Below are 23,484 nucleotides of genomic sequence, written 5' to 3'. Positions count from 1 at the left end.
GACATACTACAGTTCCAATTTTTATTTGTTAACATTTTTTCTCCTTACAAAAATGTGCCTACTACACAACTTATTTATAAAGTATTATAATCTTTTTATCATTTATTTTAAAGGAGTTATTTATGTTTATTATAAACCTTACCTATATTGAGTCACTTGAGGTAGTTGAAAAACATTTACAAGAACACATGAATTTTCTGAACCATTATTATGCAGAAGGCTTGTTTATTGCATCTGGTAGAAAAAATCCAAGAACTGGAGGAATTATCCTTATGCAAGGTAAGAATAACGAAGCTGTCCAAGAAATCATTAGGCAAGACCCATTCTACAAAAATAAGATTGCCCAATATGATATTATTGAATTTGAGGCAAGTAAATATTGTCCTGAATTGAAAAATATACTAACCAATCAATTCGATGGAAGTAAATAAATTTGATAAACTAGTGCAATTAAAGTAATTCAAAATCGCCAGATTGTTTGCTATATAGAAGCTCTTTTGTTACACTACTATTATGAATACAAACCTCAAACCAAAACTCCAGCGTTTTGCTTCTGCGACTGCCTTTTCCTGCCCTATCTGCCAAAAAAAACTCACCTTGGTAGAAACTAGTCTCAAGTGTGATAATCGCCATTCTTTTGACCTTGCAAAATTCGGCTATGTCAATCTGGCACCTCAAATCAAGCAATCTGCCAACTACGACAAGGAAAACTTCCAAAATCGCCAGCAAATCCTAGAAGCTGGGTTTTATCAGGCTATTTTAGAAGGTATCTCCGACTTACTAGCCACTAAACCATCCGCAAAAACAGTCTTGGACATCGGCTGTGGCGAAGGATTTTACTCTCGTAGACTACAAGAAAGTCATCCTGACAAGACCTTCTACGCCTTTGATATCTCGAAAGACTCGGTCCAAATCGCTGCTAAAAGCGAACCCAACTGGGCAGTCAACTGGTTTGTTGGTGACCTGGCTCGCCTTCCTATAAAAGACGCCAGCATGGATATCCTACTTGATATCTTCTCACCTGCCAACTACGGAGAATTCCGACGAGTATTATCAAAGGACGGCATCTTAATCAAGGTTATTCCAACTGAAAACCACCTCAAGGAAATCCGTCAAAGGGTACAGGATCAGCTGACAAAGAAGGATTATTCTAATCAAGATATTAAGGAACACTTCCAAGAACACTTCAGCATCCAATCTAGTCAGATTGCTTCCCTGACCAAGTCTATCACCGTAGAGCAACGCCAAGCCTTGCTCAGCATGACACCCCTCCTCTTTCACGTTGACCAAAGCAAGATTGATTGGAGCCAACTGACAGAGATTACCATCGAAGCAGAGATTCTGGTCGGAAAAGCACTATAAATAAATTTTTGAGATACTACAAAGCCCGCACCTCTTCTTGAGATGCGGGTTTAAAACACGGTTTTTCACTGTCTTTTCGAAAAGTATAAAAAATTTTGACCTCTCCATTTATTTTCGATTCGAGATAACAAACTTATCAATAAATAGCAAGTGATATAAGGCAAGTGACGCCCCATAACAACATCCATGAAAAGAGATTTCTTGATGAGTCAGTGGAAACGAAGAACTATTACCCACATAAAGGCATGACCAAATTACAAGAAGAATCCAAAATAAATCAGTCCATTTATATTTTGAAAAATATTTTTTCCACATAAGAACACCTTCTTTCTTTACTATAATATTATTATAATACTGTTTGTAAACGAATACAAGAAATTTGAGGTAACAGCTAAGAAGAACCTGAGGTTTAAAGGTAATACAACCAGCCTTCTTAGTGTTCTCTAGGTCTGATTTTTAAGTCTAGAAATTATTGACAAATATTTTTTCTTTTGAGACCAGTCAACCTCGAATCCATAACATTCAAAAAAAGCGAATTTCAATTGAAACTCGCTTTTTTGCTAGATAGTGTAATAACTATAAAATTTCGTATCTTATACTCAATGAAAATCAAAGAGCAAACTAGGAAACTAGCCGCAGGCTGTACTTGAGTACGGCAAGGCGACGTTGACGCGGTTTGAATTTGATTTTCGAAGAGTATTAGTTCAAGTGCCAGATATCTTCATTATACTGAGCGATTGTACGGTCAGATGAGAAGAATCCTGCTTTAGAAATGTTAACGATGACTTTATCCAACCATGCGTCACGGTCTTCGTAGTCAGCAAGCATTTGCTCTTTCACTTTGATGTAGTCTTCCAAGTCAAGAAGAGTCATGAACCAGTCTTTGTTGATCAATTCGTTATAAAGACGTTCCAAGCGTTCAATCTTACCAACCGCAAGAACCGCGTCGCTCACGATGAAGTCAACCAATGGTTTGATAGCTTCACGTGCGTAGAATTCACTTGACTTGTATGCTGCTTTCGCGTAAAGGTCGATAACAGTTTCTGAATCTTCACCGAAGATGTAGATGTTTTCGTCGCCAACCAACTCAGCGATTTCCACGTTAGCACCGTCCATAGTACCAAGAGTCAAAGCTCCGTTCAACATGAATTTCATGTTACCAGTACCTGAAGCTTCTTTAGAAGCAAGTGAGATTTGTTCTGAGATGTCACATGCTGGGATCAAGAAGCTTGCTGCAGTAACGTTGTAGTTTTCAACCATAACCACTTGCAAGTGTGGTGCTACTTCTGGATCGTTGGCAATGACTTCTGACAAGCAAAGGATCAAGTGGATGATGTCTTGAGCGATTGTGTAGGCAGGAGCTGCTTTACCACCAAAGAATACTGTGATTGGACGAGCAGGGATGTTACCAGCCTTGATGTCAAGATATTTGTAGATTACATACAAAGCGTTCATTTGTTGACGTTTGTACTCGTGCAGACGTTTGATTTGGATATCAAAGATAGAGTTTGTATTGATTTCCACACCTTGGTGTTCTTTCAAGTGACGAGCCAATTTACGTTTGTTGTGAGCTTTGATGCTTTCCAATTTTTCTTTGACAGCAGCCTTGTCTTCGTATGAAAGAAGGTCTTCCAATTTAGAAGCTTCGTGGTGCCATTCGCGTCCAAGAATCTCATCCAAGTAGTGAGACAAGCTTGGGTTAGCATGCATGAGCCAACGACGGAATGTGATACCGTTTGTTTTGTTGTTGAATTTTTCTGGGTAGATGTCGTAGAAAGCTTTCAACTCTGAGTTCTTCAAGATTTCAGTGTGAAGAGCTGCAACCCCGTTTACGCTGTATCCGTAGTGGATATCCATGTGTGCCATGTGAACACGTCCGTTCTCATCGATGATTTGAACAGCTGGGTCTTTATATTCTGCTTTAACACGGCGATCTAATTCTTTGATGATTGGTACCAAGTGAGGAACCACTTCTTCCAAGAATTCAAGAGGCCATTTTTCAAGGGCTTCAGCAAGGATTGTGTGGTTTGTGTAGGCAGTCATGCTACGAACGATAGAGATTGCTTCATCAAGTTCGATACCACGTTCAGTCAAAAGACGGATCAATTCAGGGATAACCATTGATGGGTGAGTATCGTTGATTTGTACAACTGCGTAGTCAGCAAGGTCGTGCAAGTTGCTTCCTTTTTCGATTGCTTCATCGATGATCAATTGTGCACCGTTTGAAACCATGAAATATTGTTGGAAGATACGGAGCAATTCACCTTGTTTGTCGCTATCGTCTGGGTAAAGGAAAAGAGTCAAGTTGTGAGCGATATCTGTCTTGTCAAAGTTGATACCATCTTGGATGATTGAAGAATCAACTGAATCCAAGTCGAACAAACGCAAACGGTTTTTAGTAGCTGTTTTGTAACCAGGTACATCGATATCGTAAAGAGTAGATGTCAATGTAAAGTGTGCAAATGGCACTTGGTAGCTACGGCTTGAGCGAACCAACCAGTTTTGGTCAGTCAACCAAGCGTTAGGAATAGTTTCTTGTTGGTTATTTTTAAGGACTTGTTGGAAAAGACCGAAGTGGTAGTTCAAACCAACACCGTCACCATTCAAACCAAGTGTAGCGATTGAGTCGATAAAGCAAGCTGCCAAACGTCCCAAACCACCGTTACCAAGTGATGGTTCCAATTCTACTTCTTCAATTTCGATCAACTCTTTACCTGCATCAGCAAGTTCTTTTTTAACTTCGTCATAAAGACCAAGGTTAATCAAGTTGTTTGACAAGAGTTTACCAATCAAGAACTCAGCTGAGATATAGTAAACTTTTTTCTTACCAGTGTTGACTGGTTTTTGGCTACTTGCAAGTTTGCTGTAGTTAAGAAGAGCAAGATAAAGCTCTTCGTTGCTGCATTCTGCGATAGATTTATTGTAACGATTTTGTACAAATTCTTTTAATGGTAACATTTTTGTGTCTCCTGATAATGTCTTATTTCTTTAATTCTACCAAATTTTCATTGATACGGCGATAAATTGTAGTCAAGTCAAGCAAAGTTTCTTCGACAGCAGGAGTCAATTGTTCCTCTGTCATACGCCATGACCAGTTTCCACCAAGAGTAGATGGGAAGTTCATACGAGCTGAACCATCCAACTCTAGCAAATCTTGCATAGTAGCAATCGTCATGAAACTTACTGATGCGAAAGCTGTACGAAGCATAGCATGCACCACTGTTTCGTACTCTTTACGGTTTGTGTAACGAGCCATGTACTCACGAGTTGGATCATCAATCTCATCACGGTACCAACCAAGAACAGTGTTGTTATCGTGTGTTCCAGTGTACATAACTGAGTTGGCTGGTGCCAAGTGTGGGCTGTCGATACTTTCGTGTTCTGGATTGAAAGCAAATTGAAGGACTTTCATTCCTGGGAATCCAGTGCGCTCGCGAAGCTCGATAACTTCGTCAGTCATAAATCCAAGGTCTTCTGCGATGATGTTCAAGTCACCAAGTTCTTCTTTAACCGCTGCAAAGAGTTTGTAGTCAGGTCCTTTCACCCATTTACCAGGTGCTGCTGTTTCAGAACCAGCTGGAATTTCCCAATAAGATTCAAATCCACGGAAGTGGTCGATACGCACGATATCGTAGATTTTGAAGCTTTCACGCAAGCGTTCAATCCACCATTTGTAGCCATCTTTATCCATTGCTTCCCAGTCATAGATTGGGTTCCCCCAAAGCTGACCAGTCGCAGAAAACTCATCTGGTGGGCATCCTGCGATGCAAGTTGCTTTCCCGTTTTCATCTGTTTTAAAGAGGTGTGGATTTGCCCACATATCGCTTGAATCTTCAGCAACATAGATCGGCATATCCCCCACAATTTCGATGTGGTTTTCGTTAGCGTATGCTTTCAATTTCAACCATTGTTGGAAGAAGAGATATTGGGTTACACGGTGGTAAACAAGTTTGTCTGCCAATTGTTCACGGTAGCTTTCAAGAGCTGAAGCTTTACGCGCACGAATATCTGCATCTGGCCACTCTGTCCAAGCGAGATTATCAAAATGCTCTTTGATAGCCATATACTCTGCAAAAAGTTCAAGCCATGATTGGTTCTCTTGAGCAAATTTTTCAAAATCTTGGACATCCCCAACTTCAAGGAAACGTTTAACTGCTTTTTCTAGAAGCGGACGACGTGCGTAATAAATCTTAGCGTAATCAACTTCAGTTGGGTTGCTACCGAAGTCTACTCCCTCAAGATCACTTGCTTCTAACAAGCCCTGCTCTACCAAAATATCAAGATCGATAAAATGAGTGTTCCCAGCAAAGGCTGAGAAAGATTGATAAGGAGAATCTCCGTAGCTTGTTGTTCCTAAAGGAAGGATTTGCCAGTAACGTTGTTTGGTACGAACCAAGAAGTCAACGAAATCATAGGCGCTTTGACCAAATGATCCGATTCCGTAAGCTCCTGGAAGTGATGAGATGTGCATCAACACACCACTTTGACGTTTTTTCATAATAGCACCTCAAGTGTTTTTTTAATTAATTGTTTCAAATTTGTGCGCAAACGTTTGCGCTAAGTAAAGTATAACCCATTTCAAAAAGAAATGCAAGCGTTTTTAAAAAACTTTTATGATTTATTTTTTATTGATAAACTTTTAAGTTACTATATTCTTATTTTTAAAATCCTTTCATTAAGCATCCCAATCATGCAATCGTTTCCCTTCAATTATTTTTGAATCGAAATTTGCATGATTTCCTATTTCTCTTCTATTATACAAACAATTTTAGGAATTAGCCAGCAACAAGCCTTTTAAAATTTTTTCAAAAAAACGCTTGCAACCGTTTTCTGTTTGTGCTATACTATGGTCATAAGGGAAAACGTTTGCGTTTCCTCGAAATTAAAATTTGTTATTCTTTAGGAGGAATACACTATGTCAACTAAATTCATGAAGAGCGCAGCTGTACTTGGTACTGCTACTCTTGCTAGCTTGCTTTTGGTAGCTTGCGGAAGCAAAACTGCTGATAAAGCGGCTGATTCTGGTTCATCTGAAGGTAAAGAACTTACTTTATACGTTGAAGACCAATATAAAGCATTTGCTGAATCAGCTGCACAAGCTTACGAAAAAGAAGCTGGAGTAAAAGTTACTATCAAAACAGGAGACCAAATGGGTGGTCTCGATAACCTTTCTCTAGATAACCAATCTGGTAAAGCTGCTGACGTTATGATGGCACCATACGACCGAGTAGGTAGCCTTGGTAAAGACGGACAACTTTCAGAAGTGAAATTGAGCGACGGTGCTAAAACAGATGATAAAACTAAATCTCTTGTAACAGCTGCTGACGGTAAAGTTTACGGTGCTCCTGCTGTTATCGAGTCACTTGTTTTGTACTATAATAAAGACTTGATTAAAGAAGCTCCAAAAACTTTTGCTGAATTAGAAGAACTTGCTAAAGATAGCAAATATGCCTTCGCTGGTGAAGATGGTAAAACAACTGCCTTCCTTGCTGACTGGACAAACTTCTACTATGCATACGGACTTCTTGCTGGTAACGGCGGTTACGTATTCGGCCAAAACGGTAAAGATCCTAAAGATATCGGACTTGCAAACGAAGGAGCTATCACTGCTATCAACTACGCTAAAACTTGGTACGAAAAATGGCCTAAAGGTATGCAAGATACAGAAGGAGCTCCAAACCTAATCCAAACTCAATTCCAAGAAGGTAAAACAGCTGCTATCATCGATGGTCCTTGGAAAGCTCAGGCCTTCAAAGATGCTAAAGTAAACTACAGTGTTGCAACTATCCCAACTCTTCCAAACGGTAAAAACTATGAAACATTCGGTGGTGGTAAAGCTTGGATCATCCCATCAAGTACTAAGAACCTTGAAGCTGCTCAAAAATTTGTAGACTTCCTTGTTTCAACTGAAGAACAAAAAGCCTTCTACGATAAAACTAACGAAATCCCAGCTAACACTGAGGCTCGTTCATATGCTGAAGGTAAAAACGATGAGTTGACAACAGCTGTTATCAAACAGTTCCAAAATGCTCAACCAATGCCAAACATCCCTCAAATGTCAGCTGTTTGGGACCCAGCTAAAACAATGCTATTTGAAGCTGTAAGTGGTAAGAAAGATGCTAAGACAGCTGCAAACGATGCTGTAACATTGATCAAAGAAACAATCAAACAAAAATTTGGTGAATAAAAAATTTGTTCAAGGGGGGTGGAATTCAAATCCCCCTTTGAATTTATCAATAGAAAACATATATAGTTTAGGTTTTAATTAGAAACCAGTATCCTATGAAAGGAGTTATTATGGAAAAGCAACAACCTAGTAAAGCAGCACTGCTGTCTCTCATTCCTGGGTTAGGACAGATTTACAACAAACAAAAGGCAAAAGGTTTTATCTTCCTTGGTGTAACCATCGTATTTGTCCTTTATTTCCTAGCACTTGCAGCCCCTGAATTGAGCAACCTCATTACTCTTGGTGACAAGCCAGGTCGTGATAATTCCCTCTTCATGCTGATTCGTGGTGCCTTCCATTTAATCTTTGTAGTCGTTTATGTACTCTTTTATTTCTCAAATATTAAAGATGCACATACTATCGCAAAACGTATTAACAATGGAATTCCAGTACCACTTACGCTAAAAGATATGATCAAAGGAATCTATGAAAATGGCTTCCCTTATCTCTTGATTATTCCGTCTTATATTGCCATGACCTTTGCAATCATCTTCCCCGTTGTCGTAACCTTGATGATTGCCTTCACAAACTATGACTTCCAACACTTGCCACCAAACAAATTGTTAGACTGGGTTGGTTTGACCAACTTTACAAACATTTGGAGCTTGAGCACCTTCCGTTCTGCCTTTGGTTCTGTTCTTTCTTGGACTATCATTTGGGCTTTATCTGCCTCAACTTTACAGATCGTGATTGGTATCTTCACAGCTATCATTGCTAACCAACCATTTATCAAAGGAAAACGTATCTTTGGTGTTATTTTCCTTCTTCCTTGGGCAGTTCCAGCCTTTATCACTATCTTGACATTCTCAAACATGTTCAACGATAGTGTTGGTGCTATCAATACCCAAGTTATCCCTCTCTTTGCTAAGGTTCTTCCATTCCTCGACGGGGCACTCATTCCTTGGAAAACAGACCCTACTTGGACTAAGGTTGCCTTGATTATGATGCAAGGTTGGCTTGGATTCCCTTATATCTACGTCTTGACTCTCGGTATCCTACAGTCTATTCCAAATGACTTGTATGAAGCAGCTTATATCGACGGTGCAAACGCTTGGCAAAAATTCCGCAACATCACTTTCCCAATGATTTTGGCTGTTGCGGCACCTACTTTGATCAGTCAATACACCTTCAACTTTAACAACTTCTCTATCATGTACCTCTTCAATGGTGGAGGACCTGGTACTGTCGGAGGGGGAGCTGGTTCAACTGATATCTTGATCTCATGGATCTACCGCTTGACAACAGGTACATCACCTCAATACTCAATGGCGGCAGCTGTTACCTTGATTATCTCTATCATTGTCATCTCAATCTCTATGATCGCATTCAAGAAACTACACGCATTTGATATGGAGGACGTCTAAGATGAATAACTCAATTAAACTCAAACGTAGACTGACTCAAACCCTTACTTACCTTTACCTGATTGGTCTCTCAATCGTGATTATCTATCCACTATTGATTACTATCATGTCAGCCTTCAAGGCAGGTAACGTGGCAGCCTTTAAACTAGACAGCAACATCGATTTTAATTTTGATAACTTTAAAGGACTCTTCACTGAAACCTTATACGGTACTTGGTACCTCAATACTTTGATTATTGCCTTGATTACCATGGTTGTGCAAACAAGTATCATCGTACTTGCTGGTTATGCTTACAGCCGTTACAACTTCTTGGCTCGTAAACAAAGTTTGGTCTTCTTCTTGATTATCCAAATGGTGCCAACCATGGCCGCTTTGACAGCTTTCTTCGTTATGGCCCTCATGTTAAATGCCCTTAACCATAGCTGGTTCCTCATCTTCCTCTATGTCGGTGGTGGTATCCCTATGAATGCTTGGCTCATGAAAGGTTACTTTGACACCGTGCCAATGTCTCTTGACGAATCTGCAAAACTTGATGGTGCAGGACACTTCCGTCGCTTCTGGCAAATTGTTCTCCCTCTCGTTCGCCCAATGGTTGCGGTTCAAGCACTCTGGGCCTTCATGGGACCTTTCGGAGACTACATCCTCTCTAGTTTCTTGCTTCGTGAGAAAGAATACTTTACAGTTGCCGTTGGTCTCCAAACCTTCGTTAGCAATGTGAAAAACATGAAGATTGCCTACTTCTCAGCAGGTGCTATCCTCATCGCTCTTCCAATCTGTACACTTTTCTTCTTCTTGCAAAAGAACTTCGTTTCAGGACTTACAAGCGGTGGCGACAAGGGGTAATATACCCCCCCGCCACCCTTTTTCATTTTTGACCTTGTACATCGATTGTCTGGTGAGAAACAAGAGCTTGCTGAGATTACCTTGTTAGTTAGTGGACGAATCATAACAAACATTCACTTTTACCAAGGATTCTACTATCCCCGCTTGAAATAAAATACATTTCTCTATATAATACTCATATAGAAAAATGCCTATAGAAAGAGATTTATGTTACCATATCCATTTTCTTATTTTAATAGTATTTGGGGATTTCGTAAGCCCCTATCTCAACGTTTTGGTCTCAACTGGTTTCAACTGATTTTTACCAGTATTTTCCTGATTAGTTTGTCTATGGTCCCTATTGCCATCCAGAACAGTTCTCAGGAAACTTATCCTTTAGAAACTTTCATCGATGATGTCTACACTCCTTTGACGGATAGTGTGGTTCAGGATTTGGCTACCAATGCAAAGATTGTAGATGGTAAGTTGAGCTATACAGGTTCATCTCCTCATCAAGCTTCTATCCAAATCGGAGACCCTTCTAGTTCAAACTTCCCTGAGGAATTACTTCTGAACTTTGAACCTGAGAAACTCATCATCAGCAAGCAAGGAAAAGAATTGACCAGCATTCGCTATCACGCGATAACGACTGAGAGCTTACAAAGCAAGGAAAGCTTAACACAAGCCATTTCTAAAGACTGGTATCAACAGAATCGCGTCTATATTAGTCTCTTTCTTGTGCTTGGTTCTAGCTTCCTCTTTGGACTTAATTTTTTTATTGTTGCTTTAGGTGCTAGCCTCTTGCTCTACTTCACAAAAAAATCGCGTCTCTTTTCATTTAAAAGCTTCAAAGAGTGCTATCATTTCATTTTGAACTGTTTAGGATTACCAACCTTACTTGCCATGATTCTCGGTCTCTTGGGGCAAAACATGGCAACTTTGATTACTGTTCAAAATATTTTATTTGTTCTATACCTGGTCACTATCTTTTACAAAACGCATTTCCGTGATCCAGACTACCATAAGTAGGAGATTATTATGCCTGTTACGATTAAAGACGTGGCCAAGGCTGCAGGGGTCTCACCCTCAACCGTAACCCGTGTTATTCAAAACAAATCAACCATTAGCGATGAAACCAAAAAACGAGTTCGAAAGGCTATGAAGGAACTCAACTACCATCCTAACCTCAATGCCCGAAGCCTGGTTAGTAGTTATACGCAGGTTATCGGCTTGGTTCTTCCAGATGATTCAGACGTTTTCTATCAAAATCCTTTCTTTCCTTCTGTCCTTAGAGGGATTGCACAAATTGCTTCAGAAAATCACTATGCTATCCAGATTGCAACTGGAAAAGACGAAAAAGAGCGCTTAAATGCAATTTCACAGATGGTCTATGGAAAGCGTGTAGACGGTCTTATCTTCTTGTATGCCCAAGAAAATGACCCCTTGGTTAAACTCGTTACAGAAGAACAATTTCCCTTCCTCATCCTTGGCAAATCACTATCACCCTTCATTTCGCTTGTTGACAATGATAATATTCAAGCTGGTTTTGATGCGACAGAATACTTCATCAAAAAAGGATGCAGCCGCATTGCTTTCATCGGTGGTACCAAGAAACTCTACGTTACGCAGGATCGTCTAACAGGTTACGAGCAAGCCCTCCAAGAACACAAACTATCTCTTGATAGTCATCGTACCTTTTTCGCTGATGAATTTCTTGAAGAAAAGGGATATAAATTTAGCAAACAACTTTTTGAATACGATCCAAAAACCGATGCTGTTATCACAACAGATAGTCTCTTAGCTGAAGGTGTTTGTAACTATCTCAACGAACATCAGCTGAATGTCCCTGTTCTTAGCTTTGACTCTGTAAATCCAAAATTAAACCTAGCAGCCTATGTCAATATTAATAGTCTGGCTCTCGGCCGCACTTCGTTTGAGACTATTCTTCAAATCATCAATGATGTCAAAGAAAATCGTCAAATCTGCTATCGTCAAGTCATTGCGCATGAAATCATTGAAAAATAAGAAAAACCAACTCTAACATCTTTTGCTTAGAGTTGGTTTTTTGTAATCTATTTTTATAATTGATTATACTCAATGAAAATCAAAGAGCAAACTAGGAAACTAGCCGCAGGCTGTACTTGAGTACGGCAAGGCGACGTTGACGTGGTTTGAATTTGATTTTCGAAGAGTATTAGTTTTCGACTTCGACAAATCGGCCTAGGATATGAACATTTTCTGAAACAGAAACAAAGGCTGTTGGATCAACTTGCTTCATGATCAGTTTAAAATCATTGAACTCTGCGCGAGTGATAACCGTAATCAAAACAGCCTTACGTTCGTGGTTATAAGTTCCTTCAGCATCATGGATCATGGTTGCTCCACGGTGCAATTTATGATGGATTTTCTCAATGACTGCATCTGGATTGCTAGTAACAATCATGGCCTGCATGCGTTTTTGTTTGGTGAAAACTGCATCTGTCACACGACTTGAGACAAAGATAGTAATCATGGAATAAAGGGCATATTTCCAACCAAAGGTCACTCCTGCAATCAACATGATGGTACCGTTCACCAAGAAAGAGATACTTCCGACGTTACGACCTGTCTTCTTACGAATGGTTAGGCTGACAATATCTGTTCCGCCACTGGAGATGTTATGACGTAAAGCAAAGCCGATTCCAAGTCCCATAACTACCCCACCAAAGAGAGCATTGATGATTGGATCCTCTGTCAAGACCACCACTGGCACAAACTGGATAAAGAGCGAGCTCATGGATACCGTGATAAAGGTAAAAATCGTAAACTTATGTCCAATTTGGTACCAGGCCAAAATCATGAGAGGAATATTGATGGCATAAAATGCTACTGAGATTGGGAAATAAAACCCAAACCAGTGGTTACTTAGAGCAGATATAATCTGGGCCAAACCTGTCGCACCACTTGAATAAACGTGTCCTGGTTGGAAAAAGAAATTGACAGCTACTGCTGATAGAAAACCATATACCAGAGAAGCTGAAATTTTTTCATCGTATTTTTCTCGGGAGATACTTTGCAAAACACGTAAAAGCTTCACCCGATAAGCAAAGCGACGAAGATAATGATTCCACTTTTTAGTTAGTTTCGTTTGTTTCATCTTGTTCTACTTGTAGATTAAGTTCCTCTAGTTGTTTAAGAGCTACTGTTGATGGTGCTTGCGTCATTGGGTCAGTTGCCTTATTGTTCTTAGGAAAGGCAATGACTTCGCGAATATTTTCTTCTCCAGCGAGCAACATGACAAAACGGTCAAGACCGATAGCCAAACCACCGTGTGGTGGGAAGCCATAGTCCATAGCTTCCAAAAGGAAACCAAACTGGTCATTGGCTTCTTCAGCTGAGAAACCAAGAGCTTTGAACATACGTTCTTGAAGTTCTTTTTGGTTGATACGAAGACTACCGCCACCAAGTTCATAACCGTTTAGGACGATATCATAGGCAATGGCACGGACCTTAGCCAAATCACCTTCAAGCTCATGAGTAGTTTCTGCTTGAGGAAGGGTAAATGGATGGTGGGCGCTCATATAACGTCCTTCTTCTTCAGACCATTCAAACATCGGCCAGTCAACAACCCAAAGGAAGTTAAATTTATCCTGATCAATCAAGCCTAATTCTTTAGCAATACGTCCACGAAGGGCTCCAAGTGTTGCATTAGCTACTTCAAGCGTATCAGCCACAAAGAGAACCAAGTCTTTATCTTCAAGACCAAGCGCTGTTGTCAAGTCTGCTTGGATACCAGTCAAGAATTTTGCAACTGGACCGTTTAATTCGCCATCAACCACCTTGACCCAAGCAAGACCTTTAGCACCATACTGTTTGGCTACTTCTGTCATCTTGTCGATGTCTTTACGTGAGTAGTTATCTGCTGCGCCTTTAACAACGATGGCTTTAACGGCAGGTGCTTCTGAGAAGACTTTGAAATCGACTCCCTTGACAAGATCTGTCAAGTCTTGAAGTAACATCTCAAAACGAGTATCAGGCTTGTCAGAACCATAAAGAGCCATAGCATCATCATACTTCATACGAGGGAAGGGGAGGGTTACTTCAATCCCTTTTGTTTCCTTCATCACGCGCGCAATCAAGCCTTCTGTGATGTCTTGGATTTCTTGCTCAGTCAGGAATGAAGTTTCCAAGTCGACCTGGGTAAACTCAGGCTGGCGGTCACCACGCAAGTCTTCATCACGGAAACATTTAACGATTTGATAGTAACGGTCAAAACCAGCATTCATCAACAATTGCTTAGTGATTTGCGGGCTTTGAGGAAGGGCATAGAAATGGCCCTTATTAACACGAGATGGTACCAAATAGTCACGCGCCCCTTCTGGCGTTGATTTAGAAAGGAATGGTGTTTCCACATCGATAAATTCCAACTCATCCAAGTAGTTACGGATAGAATGGGTCACCTTAGCACGAAGTTTTAGGTTTTCTAGCATTTCTGGACGACGAAGGTCAAGGTAACGGTAACGTAGACGCGTATCATCGTTTGCTTCAATGCCATCCTTGATTTCAAATGGTGTTGTTTTGGCTGTATTAAGTACAGTAAGAGCTGTTACATTCAATTCAACTGAGCCAGTCGCCAACTTATCATTGGCTTGCTCACGTGCAGCAACTTGACCAGTCACCTCGATGACAAATTCACTACGAAGGCTTTCAGCTGTTGACATCACTTCCGCAGAAACTTTCTCAGGGTTGATAACCAACTGCATAATCCCTTCACGGTCACGAAGGTCGATAAAGATCAATCCACCCAAGTCACGACGACGGGCAACCCATCCTTTCAAGGTAATTTCTTGTCCGATGTGCTCCTCACGAACACGACCAGCATACATACTACGTTTCATGTTTTCTCTCCTCTTGTATTCTGTTACTATTTTACCATAAAAGCGCAGGCTCTTCATGAAAATCATCAGAAAAGTTGAGAGTTTCCTCTTATAAATGAAAAAATCCAGCAAAGTCATTCGCTGGATTTGGGTTTTCTTTATTTTTTACGCTTTTCAGCAATCTCTTCTGTCTTCTTTGGTAGGACAATTTCAGTCACATAAGCCGTCGCAAATCGTATCACTCCTGCGATAGGAGCAAAGATAACGGCTAGATTGTTATAAAAGAAATCCCCCTTAATGAAATAGACAAGTAGGCCGATGACAAAGAAGAGAAATACAGCCTGAATGACTGCTAATAATAGTACTCGCTTCATAATTTCCTCCTGAGTCTATTATAGCATCATTATCATCACAAATGAAATTAAATTATTTAAGGCATGCAATCCCATACTATAAGCCAGACCACCCTTGTTGATATAAGCCAACCCCATACTAAGACCAAGGCCACTATAGACTAGGAATTGTTGGGGAGTAGTAGGGAAATGAACAAGTGCAAAAATGATGGTACTTACAAGAAGAAAGAGACCTGTCTGCTTGATGTTATCCTGTTGAGGGAATACATAGCGAGCTAACATACCTCTAAAGGTTAACTCTTCTGTAAGTGGTGCAAAGACGACTGCCATGAAGAAGGTGAAGAGAGGTTGATCTTGAGCTAATTTATCCATAGCCTGTTGATTAAATGACGGATCACTTGGTAAAAAATTTTCTGCAACAATGACAAGCACCCATACCAAGGCAGGCAACCAGATGTATTTGTTAAGGGCTGTTTTTTCTATTGTAACAGTCCCTGTCTTATACCACTTGTAGGTAACGAAGGTGAAAATTGCTGCCAATAAGACATAAATTGGGACAAAAACATATTCAGGCGCTCCCATAATCATGGCCGCTAAACCTACGCCCTGAATAAAACTATAGACCATAATAAATGATAAGAAAGTGAGGCTATACCAGCCAATGTTTTTAAGTGTTTTCATAAAAGACTCTTATTTTCCTTTATAACTATTTTTCAATACAAAGAGACTTGCTAGACCTAGAACAAGGACCCATGCCAGTAAAAGGCAAAGATTTCCCAGGGACAACTCTCCTCCACCTTCTTTTAATAGACCTACCAAAGGACCGATAAAAGAATAGTCCAACAGTTTTTGAACCGTATCATTTTGAAGAGCAATCATAGGTAAAAAAGAAACAATGAACATAGGAAAGATACTATAGACTTGCGCTTTAGATTGAGTATCTGATACTGCACCGATTAGAAGGTTGAGAAAAATAATACAAATAGTTGCTAGGAGCAAATAGATAGCATAAGAAAATAAATAACCAGATACATCTACTTTAAGATAGATGGGAAGTACAATCATAGCAAATAACATTATCAAAATAGGAAGAACGAGCATACTGAAAGTATATTCTGTTGCTGTCACACCACTTAGAATGAGTGATTTGAGATTTCGTTTTTCCTTATCTTCTGCTATCATAATCGATACCATATAACCACTTCCCATGCTCAAGACCATCGTCAAGCTAGCAGATAGTAAAAATAGGCTCAATTGTTCATTCTTATTTGAAAATTCATTTAATAAAACAGCAATACCAAAAGGCATCAATAGAGTCGCTAACAAAGTTGAATTACTAATAAGAACTTGTAATCTTAACCATAGTAGGGCATTTAATTTTCTAAACATCTAACTTTTCTCCTGTCAATCTGATAAAGATTTCTTCTAGTGTCGGCTCACAAGAGTGAACCACCATCAAATCTGTCGTGTCTAAATGTGGCAATTCTTCAAATGGAACTACCTGTTCTCGTCCATCTTTATAAACCACACGTACTTTCTTATCTACATGGTACTTCTGGATAATATCTTGCGGACTTCCATACTCTATTAAGTTACCTTTATTCAAAAGAGATAGGCGATCACAAAGCAGAGTTGCTTCATTCATATCATGCGTGGTCAGAAAGATAGTTGTCCCAGCTTGCTTTAATTCTTGGAGTAGGGTATGAATCATCTTAGATGTTGTAGGGTCTAAGCCACTGGTTGGCTCATCTAGAAAGAGAATCTTAGGAGCATTAAGAAGGGCACGAGCCAAGAACATTCGTTGTTTCATTCCTGTAGATAGTTTTTCTGCGATAATATCTTTAGCATCTGCCAATCCAACCTGTTGGAGCACCTGATTTACTCTATCTGACTTGAGACCATATAACTTAGCGTAGATGAGAAGATTTTTGTAAAGACTCATCTTTTCATAAAAACCACTGCCATCACTAACAATACCAATTTGTTCCAAATCATTTGAGGTTAAATCTTGAGAATTCTTGCCTAACAAAACTGTTTTACCTTGATCTGCAGCCAACTGTCCTGTTAAGACATTGATCATAGTTGTTTTACCTGAGCCAGAAGGTCCAAGAAAACCAAAGATTTCACCCTCCTTAATCTCAAAAGAAATCTGATGAAGAGCTTTTTTGCTCCCAAAACTTTTGCTTACATTTTCAACACGAATCATAGAAACTCCTTTATTTGAAATAACGTTTTGTTTTGCGCAATTGTGCAACATTGGTATACAAATGGATGACAACTGCCACCAGCAGAGCAACCAACTGTACTTGACCTAATACTAAAGATAAAACTACTAGGACAACATAGATACCAGGAATGAGGATCTGATTGACCTTGAACAAGATTAAGTAAGCTTCTTCCATTTCAGCCTGTTTTTCTCCCTCATCATAAGTATCAAGGTAGTCCAAAACTTCCTTAGGCGTCGCCGCAACAGAAAGTTTGTAGTTACGAATCTTGCTGGTGATTTTTAGACAGTAAGCACCCGCCCAGATACCTAAAACTATCAAAAGTAAGAATGCTGCTGATAGGCCTAAACCTCCCAAATCTATCAGTAGGTAGGAAAGCATACTAATTTGGCAAACATTCCAAGCTACTGTAGCATAATCTAAGAAGCGATACATAGCAAGGTAGTCTTGCTCATTTCCTTCATCCTCTTCCTCTCTTTGATAGTTTTGATAAGCCTGATGGCTTTTTCTAGTGAAATAAAATATTAAGGTTGCCGTAATCAGACCTAAACCAAGAAAAATTGAGTACAAGGCAACAATTACTTGCTCTTGACTGATACCTAAAGGATTAACACCAAGGAAACCAGCAAATATTCCTAATAAAACACTTGCAAGAAAAATCTTCAGTGCAAAAATGATTTGTTTCTTTTCCATATTTCAACCTCTTTCTAAAACAAGCCAGACAACCATTGACCAAAAGCTTTACCTGATTCGAAGATAGCGGTCAAGCCTTCTGTTCCAAGTGATACCAAAATCAAACAAACAGCAAGTAAGAGAATAGCTTGATTTCTAGCTTTTTTTGCTCCATCTCCCAAGGGTTCATTCCCAAGCCAACCTGCTAGATAGGCATAGAGAGTTACTATTATAATCCCAATCTCCGTAGAAGATAGAAACAACAAGACTGTCACCAAACGAACGATATTGGCTTGAATGTTAAAATAATTTCCTAAACCTGCACAAACACCGGCAAGTTCTTTGTTCTCAGTATCGACTTGAAAACCTGCTAAAAACTCTTTCATAACTTTTCTCCTTTTACAACTTCTAAACCTTTTGATTTCTTTTCAATCCATTCAACTACTGGTATGAGGGCAAAGTAAAGCCAAAAAGATTGCTCACCTTGATACATATTAAACCAGCCTAAGTCTGTCCCGATAATTAGAAACACGCCCACCAATAGAGCTACAAGTGCTACATAATAGATCACTCTGTACTTGTTCATCACTCATCCTCCTCTAAGCGGAAGACTGATTCGACTGGCTCATGGAATATCTGAGCAATCTTCAGGGCAATGACGATGGATGGGGTATACTCATCCCGTTCTAGCAAACTGATGGTTTGCCTGGACACGCCAGCTAGTTTGGCCAGCTCGGTTTGATTCAGGCCATCGCGAGCCCGAAGCTCTTTTAGACGATTTTTTAGCATGTCTTTTTTCTCCTTTGTTCTTATCTTGATTTCATTGTAACACATCTTTTTATTTTTGACAAGCATATTTGTCAAAAAGTTTAACATTTTTGTCATTTTGCAAAAGAAAACAGTCAGGAATCTTATTATGACCTCATTAACTGGACTTTTTCCATATAAAAATCCCCTGTAACTTCTTGTGATTTTCATCCATAAGAAGCTACAAGGGAGATTGTTTAGGCAGGATTTTAATCCTTTTTATATTTTTTTCGGATAAAATACAAAGTTGTTAAACTAACTACTGTTATAATTGAACCGATTAGTCTACCTTTTTGCGTAAAGACAAATTCAATTTTATGCTTTCCAGGAGTGATTGGGAAGGATAAGAAACTATTCCAAGCTTTTGACGTCGGTACATCTTTACCATCTACTTTCACTTTCCAACCCTCACCGAATGGAATCGAGGTCATCATAAACTTGCTATCATCAGTAATATCAATCGAACCTACGATATGGGTATTTGAAAACTTCTCAACTTGTAAACCTTGAGCTTTTCGATTCTCCAATACCTTTTGAATTTGATTAACATCTGCACGATAAACTCCTGCTTGGGAAAGATCTACCTTATCTGTTTTAAAGCGAAATTCTAAGATACTTTCTTTTCCTGCCGCATTATCTGCAAACTGCCAAAGTTGACGTTGCGTGTTTCTCTTAGAATGAGTGAACCATTTCCCGTTTAACAATACTGAATATTCTTTTTCCGAATTTAGAGAGGCTGGCACAAAGAAGTAATAAGTCAAATCTGTTTGAGGAGTAATTCGATAGCGGACAATTGCTTCCTTACTGGAATCTTCACGTTTATAGACCGCCGTACCCTTTTCTTTATTTACATCTTCCGCTACTAGATTCTCAGTTTCGACTTCCCCATATGCCAGAGGTTTAAAGTATTCAAAATAATTTTCCTGATCTTTTTGAACACCCTCCATGGAGTTAAGAATGATATTTTGGTTTTTTACAGCATTATTCGTTCCAAAATTTATATTTCTAACTAAAGCATTTGTTCCAAAGGCAATCGGGAATGAATTAGGATTTTTATAAACTAGGTAACGTTCATCTTCATAAACTTTTTCAGTGAAATAACGATTCATGTCATATCGACTTGCAAAGCGATTGAGGTAGATCTTTTCAGGATGAGCATCTTTTTCTTTTTGGTCGATATCCTTAATGTCCATGTAGTAGCGGATACCATACAGAGCGTCTGTTAGAGGAGTCCCATTTTCGTATTCAGTCGCAGCATTGATCCCCAAATCACCCATATAAGCGAATTGGTCCATAGTCGTGCGCTCCAAGCTCGAACTGAAGGTACTTAAGCCTGGGTAACCCACAAGTGATGGAACGGTCCGTGAATATGCAAAAGTGGTTGCTATTCGATAAAAAGGTTGATCGACATTTTCTTGAATGCTATCAGTCACACGTTTTACAGATACCGTTGCATCTACAAATTTATCTACATCTGCATAACCCAAGGTCACCTGTGATAAGTAGGCATTGTATCCTAGTTCAAATATCGTTAGCGTTGATAGCAAAACAACTGCTAATCGAGTCATTCTCGGACGTAATAAAGCAAGAATGGCTAGATAGACGGTTAGGGTTAGGACTACTTGAGAGAAAAGATAGCCTATTTGCAATAATACAACTAAAGTACAAATAACTACTGTTGCAATCAGCAAGCGTATTTTTTTCTCTTTTAGAGTTTTGGAGGATCTATCCCAATAAAGGTAGAATCCTGCACCTGTTCCAATCACAAGAAGAAGTAAAAAGATGACATAGTTGCTGGAAATAAACTGGGTCAAATTTTCCGGTTGTTTTTTCGGAAGGTAGGTAAATTTCTTGGTATAAAGATAAATTGCTGAAAGTACTAGAAGCACAATTGAAATCAGTTTCCCCTGGCGGGAAGTCTCAATCTTCTCTTTCAGAACCTGATAAGCTAAAATTAGCATAAAGAAAGAGAAAAGCCATGAAAAGCGGAAGAAGAAGCCTGCAGGATTTTGCCCCATATGCCAAATCTTACTAACAAATTCGTTAACAAAAGAAATTAGGAAGATGAGGGTAACGATTCCAGCTGACCATCTTCTTTCCTTCAAGATTTTAGTTGATGAAAAGAATAGGATAAAACCGATAAAGCCGAGTGCTCCGATATAAATGTTCGGTAAATTAGGACCAGCTGACCAGCCTGATGTTGTGTCAAATCCTCCGATAGTTAATTTCGACAATATATCTAAAGGATTAATCTGAAAGGCAAAAGAAAATCGCATTGCATCTCCTACTTGTCCCTTACTTTCAAGCAAGTTGAAAAATACAGGAACTAGCAAGATTGAAGCTGTTGCCACTCCGAGCACAGAGTAGATGAAGGCCTTAAACAATGGGTGAATAAAGGTCTTTAATTTTTGTTTCCAATCGCCTTCAATTGAGAGACGAGGAGATACATAATAACAGGCATACAACACGACAAAAATTGAAATCATGTAGCCCATATAGAATTGGAGGAGAACTGTTAAACCTAATACAAAGGCATATGGATAAGGTGCTTCTCCATCTAACAATTTTTCAAGATAGACAATAACCAGAGGAAGCATAATCATAGCGTCATAAAAAATGACGTTCATTTGGTAGGATACTAACATTCCTGAAAGTGCGTAGGCTGTCGCAAATAAGGGTACCATCCAGATTTTTGATTCTGCTCCTTTGTAGCGTTTAACTAAGAGATGAGCAAAGGAAAAACCAATTGCTCCATATCTGAGCCAAATAGTGAGAAAAACCGCTAGACCATAGTGTTGGAAAGGTAGGATAATATAAAAAATATTGAACGGACTCATTAAGTAATAACCCAAAACTCCTATCATGTCTCCACCTAGAGACTTGGTAAAGGAATAGCTTAGGCTACTTAAATCACCTGAGAAAACGGCATTCTTTAATAAACCAAAAAAACTAATGTACTGTTGACCAAAATCAACCGCCATTAAACTTTTATTCCCAAATGGATAGCTACCCATGAAAAACCAAACAATTAACATGGTCATCATCGGTAACAAAGCACTCATCATATATAATAGTGCTTTAGAATGTTTTTTCCTAAATTCTTGCCAGTACATTAACCAATTTTGCATTATTGATTTCTCCCATGTAATTTTAACCAATCTTATCTTCTTCAGCTCTAGCAATATTGGTTTTATCAATAATAAAATGAGGACGTTGCTTCACTTCATAGTAAATTTTCCCAATATATTCTCCAAGGATACCAATAAAGATAAGTTGAACACTACTAAACAAAATGATCGCTGCTATTGTAGTGAAATAACCACTCGTATAATCTGAAGAAACGATGAATTTACAAAACTCATAAACAATGTAGAATAAGGACAGTGCCATACTAATAAAACCAAACTGGATACAAATCCTAAGTGGACGATCATTAAAAGAAATGAGGCCTTGCACTGCATAGTTCAAAGACTTTTTAAAGCCAAATTTGCTTTTTCCCGCCTTACGAACTTCATTCTTATAAGGAATGACCTTCTCTTTAAAACCAATCCATTCATATAGTCCCTTATTAAATCGATTATACTCTGGCAGAGAAATAAATACATCGACAGCTCTTTTACTTAATAAACGTAACTCGGATTTCCCGTCGGTAAGCTTAACATCCATTGAATGATTTGAAAATGCGTAAAAACAACGAGCAAAGAAACTACCTACTGCAGATTCACCTTCTCTACTCCTTTGGCCGCTAACAATATCGTACCCCTCTTTGTAAGCTTCCACAAATAAGGGAATCAGGTAGGGTGGATGTTGCAAATCTCCATCCATTACCATAACAGCATCCCCAGTTGCATATTTAAAGCCAGCAAGAATACCACTCTCACGTCCAAAATTTCTACTAAAGCTGATATACTTCACGTTTGGATTTTCGCTTGCAATGCTATCAATTAGCTCCAGAGTCTTATCGCTACTCCCGTCATCGATGTAAAGAATTTCATACTCAGGTAGTTGTTCTGAAGAGAGCATACTATTGAGTTGTTCCGAAATAGCTTTATGTGTTTGGGCTAGAACTAATTCTTCATTTAAAAGTGTGATAAGAATTGAAAGTTTCATCTAAATGCTCCATTATATTTACTTTTTCAAAAAGGAGAGAGCCACGCTCTCTCCTCTCTAAAGATACTTATCTATTATTTATTAGAATGTTTACGTTTCAATACAACTGTACCAGATAGGATTACGATACCCGCAATGACTAAACCTGCTCCAACTGTTTCACCAGTTTGAGGGAGAAGTTTACGTCCCTTTTCTGTATTTTTTAATCCTTTCTGAGTTGCAGGTTGATTAGTATTTTCTGTTGTTGAATTACTTGTTCCCTTTGCAGAAGTCTCTTCTGACGGAATTACTTGTGTTCCATCTTGATTCGCAGGATGTTTAGTATCTGTTCCTGATTCCTTCGTTGTAGTTGTGCTATCACCATGTTTAGGGTCTTCTACTGACGGAGTAACTGGTCCTGCTTGATTCGTAGGATGTTCAGTGTGTGTTCCTGACTCCTTCGTTGTAGTTGTCGAAGTGGTAGTCGGCTCCTTCGTTGTAGTTGTTGAAGTTGTTTTTGGCTCTTCTGTCGTTGTCGTCGTTGAAGTAGTCTTCGGTTCTTCTGACGTCGTTGTTGTTGAAGTTGTCTTCGATTCTTCTGTCGTTGTAGTTGTTGAAGTTGTTTTTGGCTCTTCTGTCGTTGTAGTTGTTGAAGTTGTTTTTGGCTCTTCTGTCGTTGTAGTTGTTGAAGTTGTTTTTGGCTCTTC

Annotated in this window: 23 protein-coding genes; 7 read left to right on the top strand and 16 right to left on the bottom strand. The window is 39.1% G+C overall.

What is annotated here, in order from left to right; all coding sequences use genetic code 11:
* Positions 1-122 precede the first annotated feature (122 nt).
* Together K1I67_RS08585 and K1I67_RS08580 are read left to right on the top strand one after the other, a co-directional pair.
* Complete coding sequence (locus K1I67_RS08585) at positions 123-431, top strand: YciI family protein (protein ID WP_223339607.1); 309 nt, start codon at positions 123-125, stop codon at positions 429-431.
* Between the two features lie 82 nt (positions 432-513).
* The gene (locus K1I67_RS08580) at positions 514-1,362 is read left to right on the top strand and encodes a putative RNA methyltransferase (RefSeq protein ID WP_223339606.1); all 849 of its coding nucleotides are present in this window, start codon (positions 514-516) and stop codon (positions 1,360-1,362) included.
* 108 nt (positions 1,363-1,470) lie between these two features.
* Here K1I67_RS08580 and K1I67_RS09985 read toward each other — a convergent pair whose 3' ends face one another.
* The 3 genes from K1I67_RS09985 to malQ form a co-directional block, all read right to left on the bottom strand.
* Positions 1,471-1,677: a hypothetical protein gene (locus tag K1I67_RS09985; protein WP_083301321.1), complete on the bottom strand. Its 207-nt coding sequence runs from the start codon at positions 1,675-1,677 to the stop codon at positions 1,471-1,473.
* 384 nt (positions 1,678-2,061) lie between these two features.
* The gene (glgP, locus tag K1I67_RS08575) at positions 2,062-4,320 is read right to left on the bottom strand and encodes a glycogen/starch/alpha-glucan family phosphorylase (protein ID WP_223339605.1); all 2,259 of its coding nucleotides are present in this window, start codon (positions 4,318-4,320) and stop codon (positions 2,062-2,064) included.
* Positions 4,321-4,342: 22 nt separating this feature from the next.
* Positions 4,343-5,860: a 4-alpha-glucanotransferase gene (malQ, locus tag K1I67_RS08570; protein ID WP_000747308.1), complete on the bottom strand. Its 1,518-nt coding sequence runs from the start codon at positions 5,858-5,860 to the stop codon at positions 4,343-4,345.
* Positions 5,861-6,277: 417 nt separating this feature from the next.
* Between malQ and K1I67_RS08565 the strand changes: the two genes are divergently transcribed.
* From K1I67_RS08565 to K1I67_RS08545, 5 genes are all read left to right on the top strand, one after another.
* Entirely contained in the window at positions 6,278-7,549 is a 1,272-nt protein-coding gene (locus K1I67_RS08565) for an extracellular solute-binding protein (RefSeq protein ID WP_000104721.1), read from the top strand.
* Positions 7,550-7,659: 110 nt separating this feature from the next.
* Positions 7,660-8,952: a carbohydrate ABC transporter permease gene (locus tag K1I67_RS08560; protein WP_000414976.1), complete on the top strand. Its 1,293-nt coding sequence runs from the start codon at positions 7,660-7,662 to the stop codon at positions 8,950-8,952.
* A gap of 1 nt (position 8,953) precedes the next feature.
* Complete coding sequence (locus K1I67_RS08555; protein WP_006146131.1) at positions 8,954-9,796, top strand: sugar ABC transporter permease; 843 nt, start codon at positions 8,954-8,956, stop codon at positions 9,794-9,796.
* A 207-nt stretch (positions 9,797-10,003) separates the two neighbouring features.
* The gene (locus tag K1I67_RS08550; RefSeq protein WP_223339604.1) at positions 10,004-10,804 is read left to right on the top strand and encodes a DUF1189 domain-containing protein; all 801 of its coding nucleotides are present in this window, start codon (positions 10,004-10,006) and stop codon (positions 10,802-10,804) included.
* 9 nt (positions 10,805-10,813) lie between these two features.
* Positions 10,814-11,800 carry a LacI family DNA-binding transcriptional regulator gene (locus K1I67_RS08545; RefSeq protein ID WP_075227909.1) on the top strand — a complete coding sequence of 329 codons (987 nt, stop codon included), beginning with the start codon at positions 10,814-10,816 and terminating at the stop codon, positions 11,798-11,800.
* 169 nt (positions 11,801-11,969) lie between these two features.
* Here the strand turns inward: K1I67_RS08545 and K1I67_RS08540 are convergent, their stop codons facing one another.
* The 13 genes from K1I67_RS08540 to K1I67_RS08480 all read right to left on the bottom strand — a co-directional run.
* A complete protein-coding gene (locus K1I67_RS08540) occupies positions 11,970-12,911 on the bottom strand; it encodes a YitT family protein (protein ID WP_223339603.1) in 942 nt (313 codons plus the stop codon).
* Positions 12,889-14,652, bottom strand: a complete 1,764-nt coding sequence (gene aspS / locus K1I67_RS08535; RefSeq protein ID WP_223339602.1) for an aspartate--tRNA ligase — start codon at positions 14,650-14,652, stop codon at positions 12,889-12,891. Before aspS ends, K1I67_RS08540 begins: the two co-directional genes overlap by 23 nt.
* A gap of 137 nt (positions 14,653-14,789) precedes the next feature.
* Positions 14,790-15,005, bottom strand: coding sequence for a hypothetical protein (locus K1I67_RS08530; protein ID WP_070678314.1), 216 nt, complete (start codon positions 15,003-15,005; stop codon positions 14,790-14,792).
* Positions 15,006-15,023: 18 nt separating this feature from the next.
* Positions 15,024-15,665, bottom strand: coding sequence for a CPBP family intramembrane glutamic endopeptidase (locus tag K1I67_RS08525; RefSeq protein WP_223339601.1), 642 nt, complete (start codon positions 15,663-15,665; stop codon positions 15,024-15,026).
* Positions 15,666-15,674: 9 nt separating this feature from the next.
* Positions 15,675-16,373, bottom strand: a complete 699-nt coding sequence (locus tag K1I67_RS08520; RefSeq protein WP_223339600.1) for an ABC transporter permease — start codon at positions 16,371-16,373, stop codon at positions 15,675-15,677.
* Complete coding sequence (locus K1I67_RS08515) at positions 16,366-17,190, bottom strand: ABC transporter ATP-binding protein (protein WP_223339599.1); 825 nt, start codon at positions 17,188-17,190, stop codon at positions 16,366-16,368. The genes K1I67_RS08520 and K1I67_RS08515 overlap by 8 nt, the downstream gene beginning before the upstream one ends.
* 10 nt (positions 17,191-17,200) lie before the next feature.
* Positions 17,201-17,902, bottom strand: a complete 702-nt coding sequence (locus tag K1I67_RS08510; RefSeq protein ID WP_223339598.1) for a DUF3169 family protein — start codon at positions 17,900-17,902, stop codon at positions 17,201-17,203.
* Between the two features lie 14 nt (positions 17,903-17,916).
* Positions 17,917-18,267 (bottom strand): PspC domain-containing protein, encoded by a 351-nt coding sequence (locus tag K1I67_RS08505; RefSeq protein ID WP_223339597.1) that lies wholly within the window; start codon positions 18,265-18,267, stop codon positions 17,917-17,919.
* Positions 18,264-18,467: a hypothetical protein gene (locus K1I67_RS08500; RefSeq protein ID WP_223339596.1), complete on the bottom strand. Its 204-nt coding sequence runs from the start codon at positions 18,465-18,467 to the stop codon at positions 18,264-18,266. The genes K1I67_RS08505 and K1I67_RS08500 overlap by 4 nt, the downstream gene beginning before the upstream one ends.
* A complete protein-coding gene (locus K1I67_RS08495) occupies positions 18,467-18,670 on the bottom strand; it encodes a helix-turn-helix transcriptional regulator (protein WP_000916944.1) in 204 nt (67 codons plus the stop codon). Before K1I67_RS08495 ends, K1I67_RS08500 begins: the two co-directional genes overlap by 1 nt.
* A 227-nt stretch (positions 18,671-18,897) precedes the next feature.
* Positions 18,898-21,816, bottom strand: a complete 2,919-nt coding sequence (pgfM1, locus tag K1I67_RS08490; protein WP_223339595.1) for a glycosyltransferase PgfM1 — start codon at positions 21,814-21,816, stop codon at positions 18,898-18,900.
* 22 nt (positions 21,817-21,838) lie between these two features.
* Positions 21,839-22,798, bottom strand: coding sequence for a glycosyltransferase PgfS (gene pgfS, locus K1I67_RS08485; RefSeq protein WP_223339594.1), 960 nt, complete (start codon positions 22,796-22,798; stop codon positions 21,839-21,841).
* Between the two features lie 74 nt (positions 22,799-22,872).
* Positions 22,873-23,484: LPXTG cell wall anchor domain-containing protein (locus K1I67_RS08480; RefSeq protein WP_223339593.1), on the bottom strand; the 612-nt coding region annotated here is incomplete at its 5' end.

Source organism: Streptococcus infantis, from assembly GCF_019929575.1.
GTDB lineage: Bacteria > Bacillota > Bacilli > Lactobacillales > Streptococcaceae > Streptococcus > Streptococcus infantis_L.
Note: the sequence above shows the minus strand (reverse complement) of the source record. Positions and strands in the feature narration are given on the sequence as shown.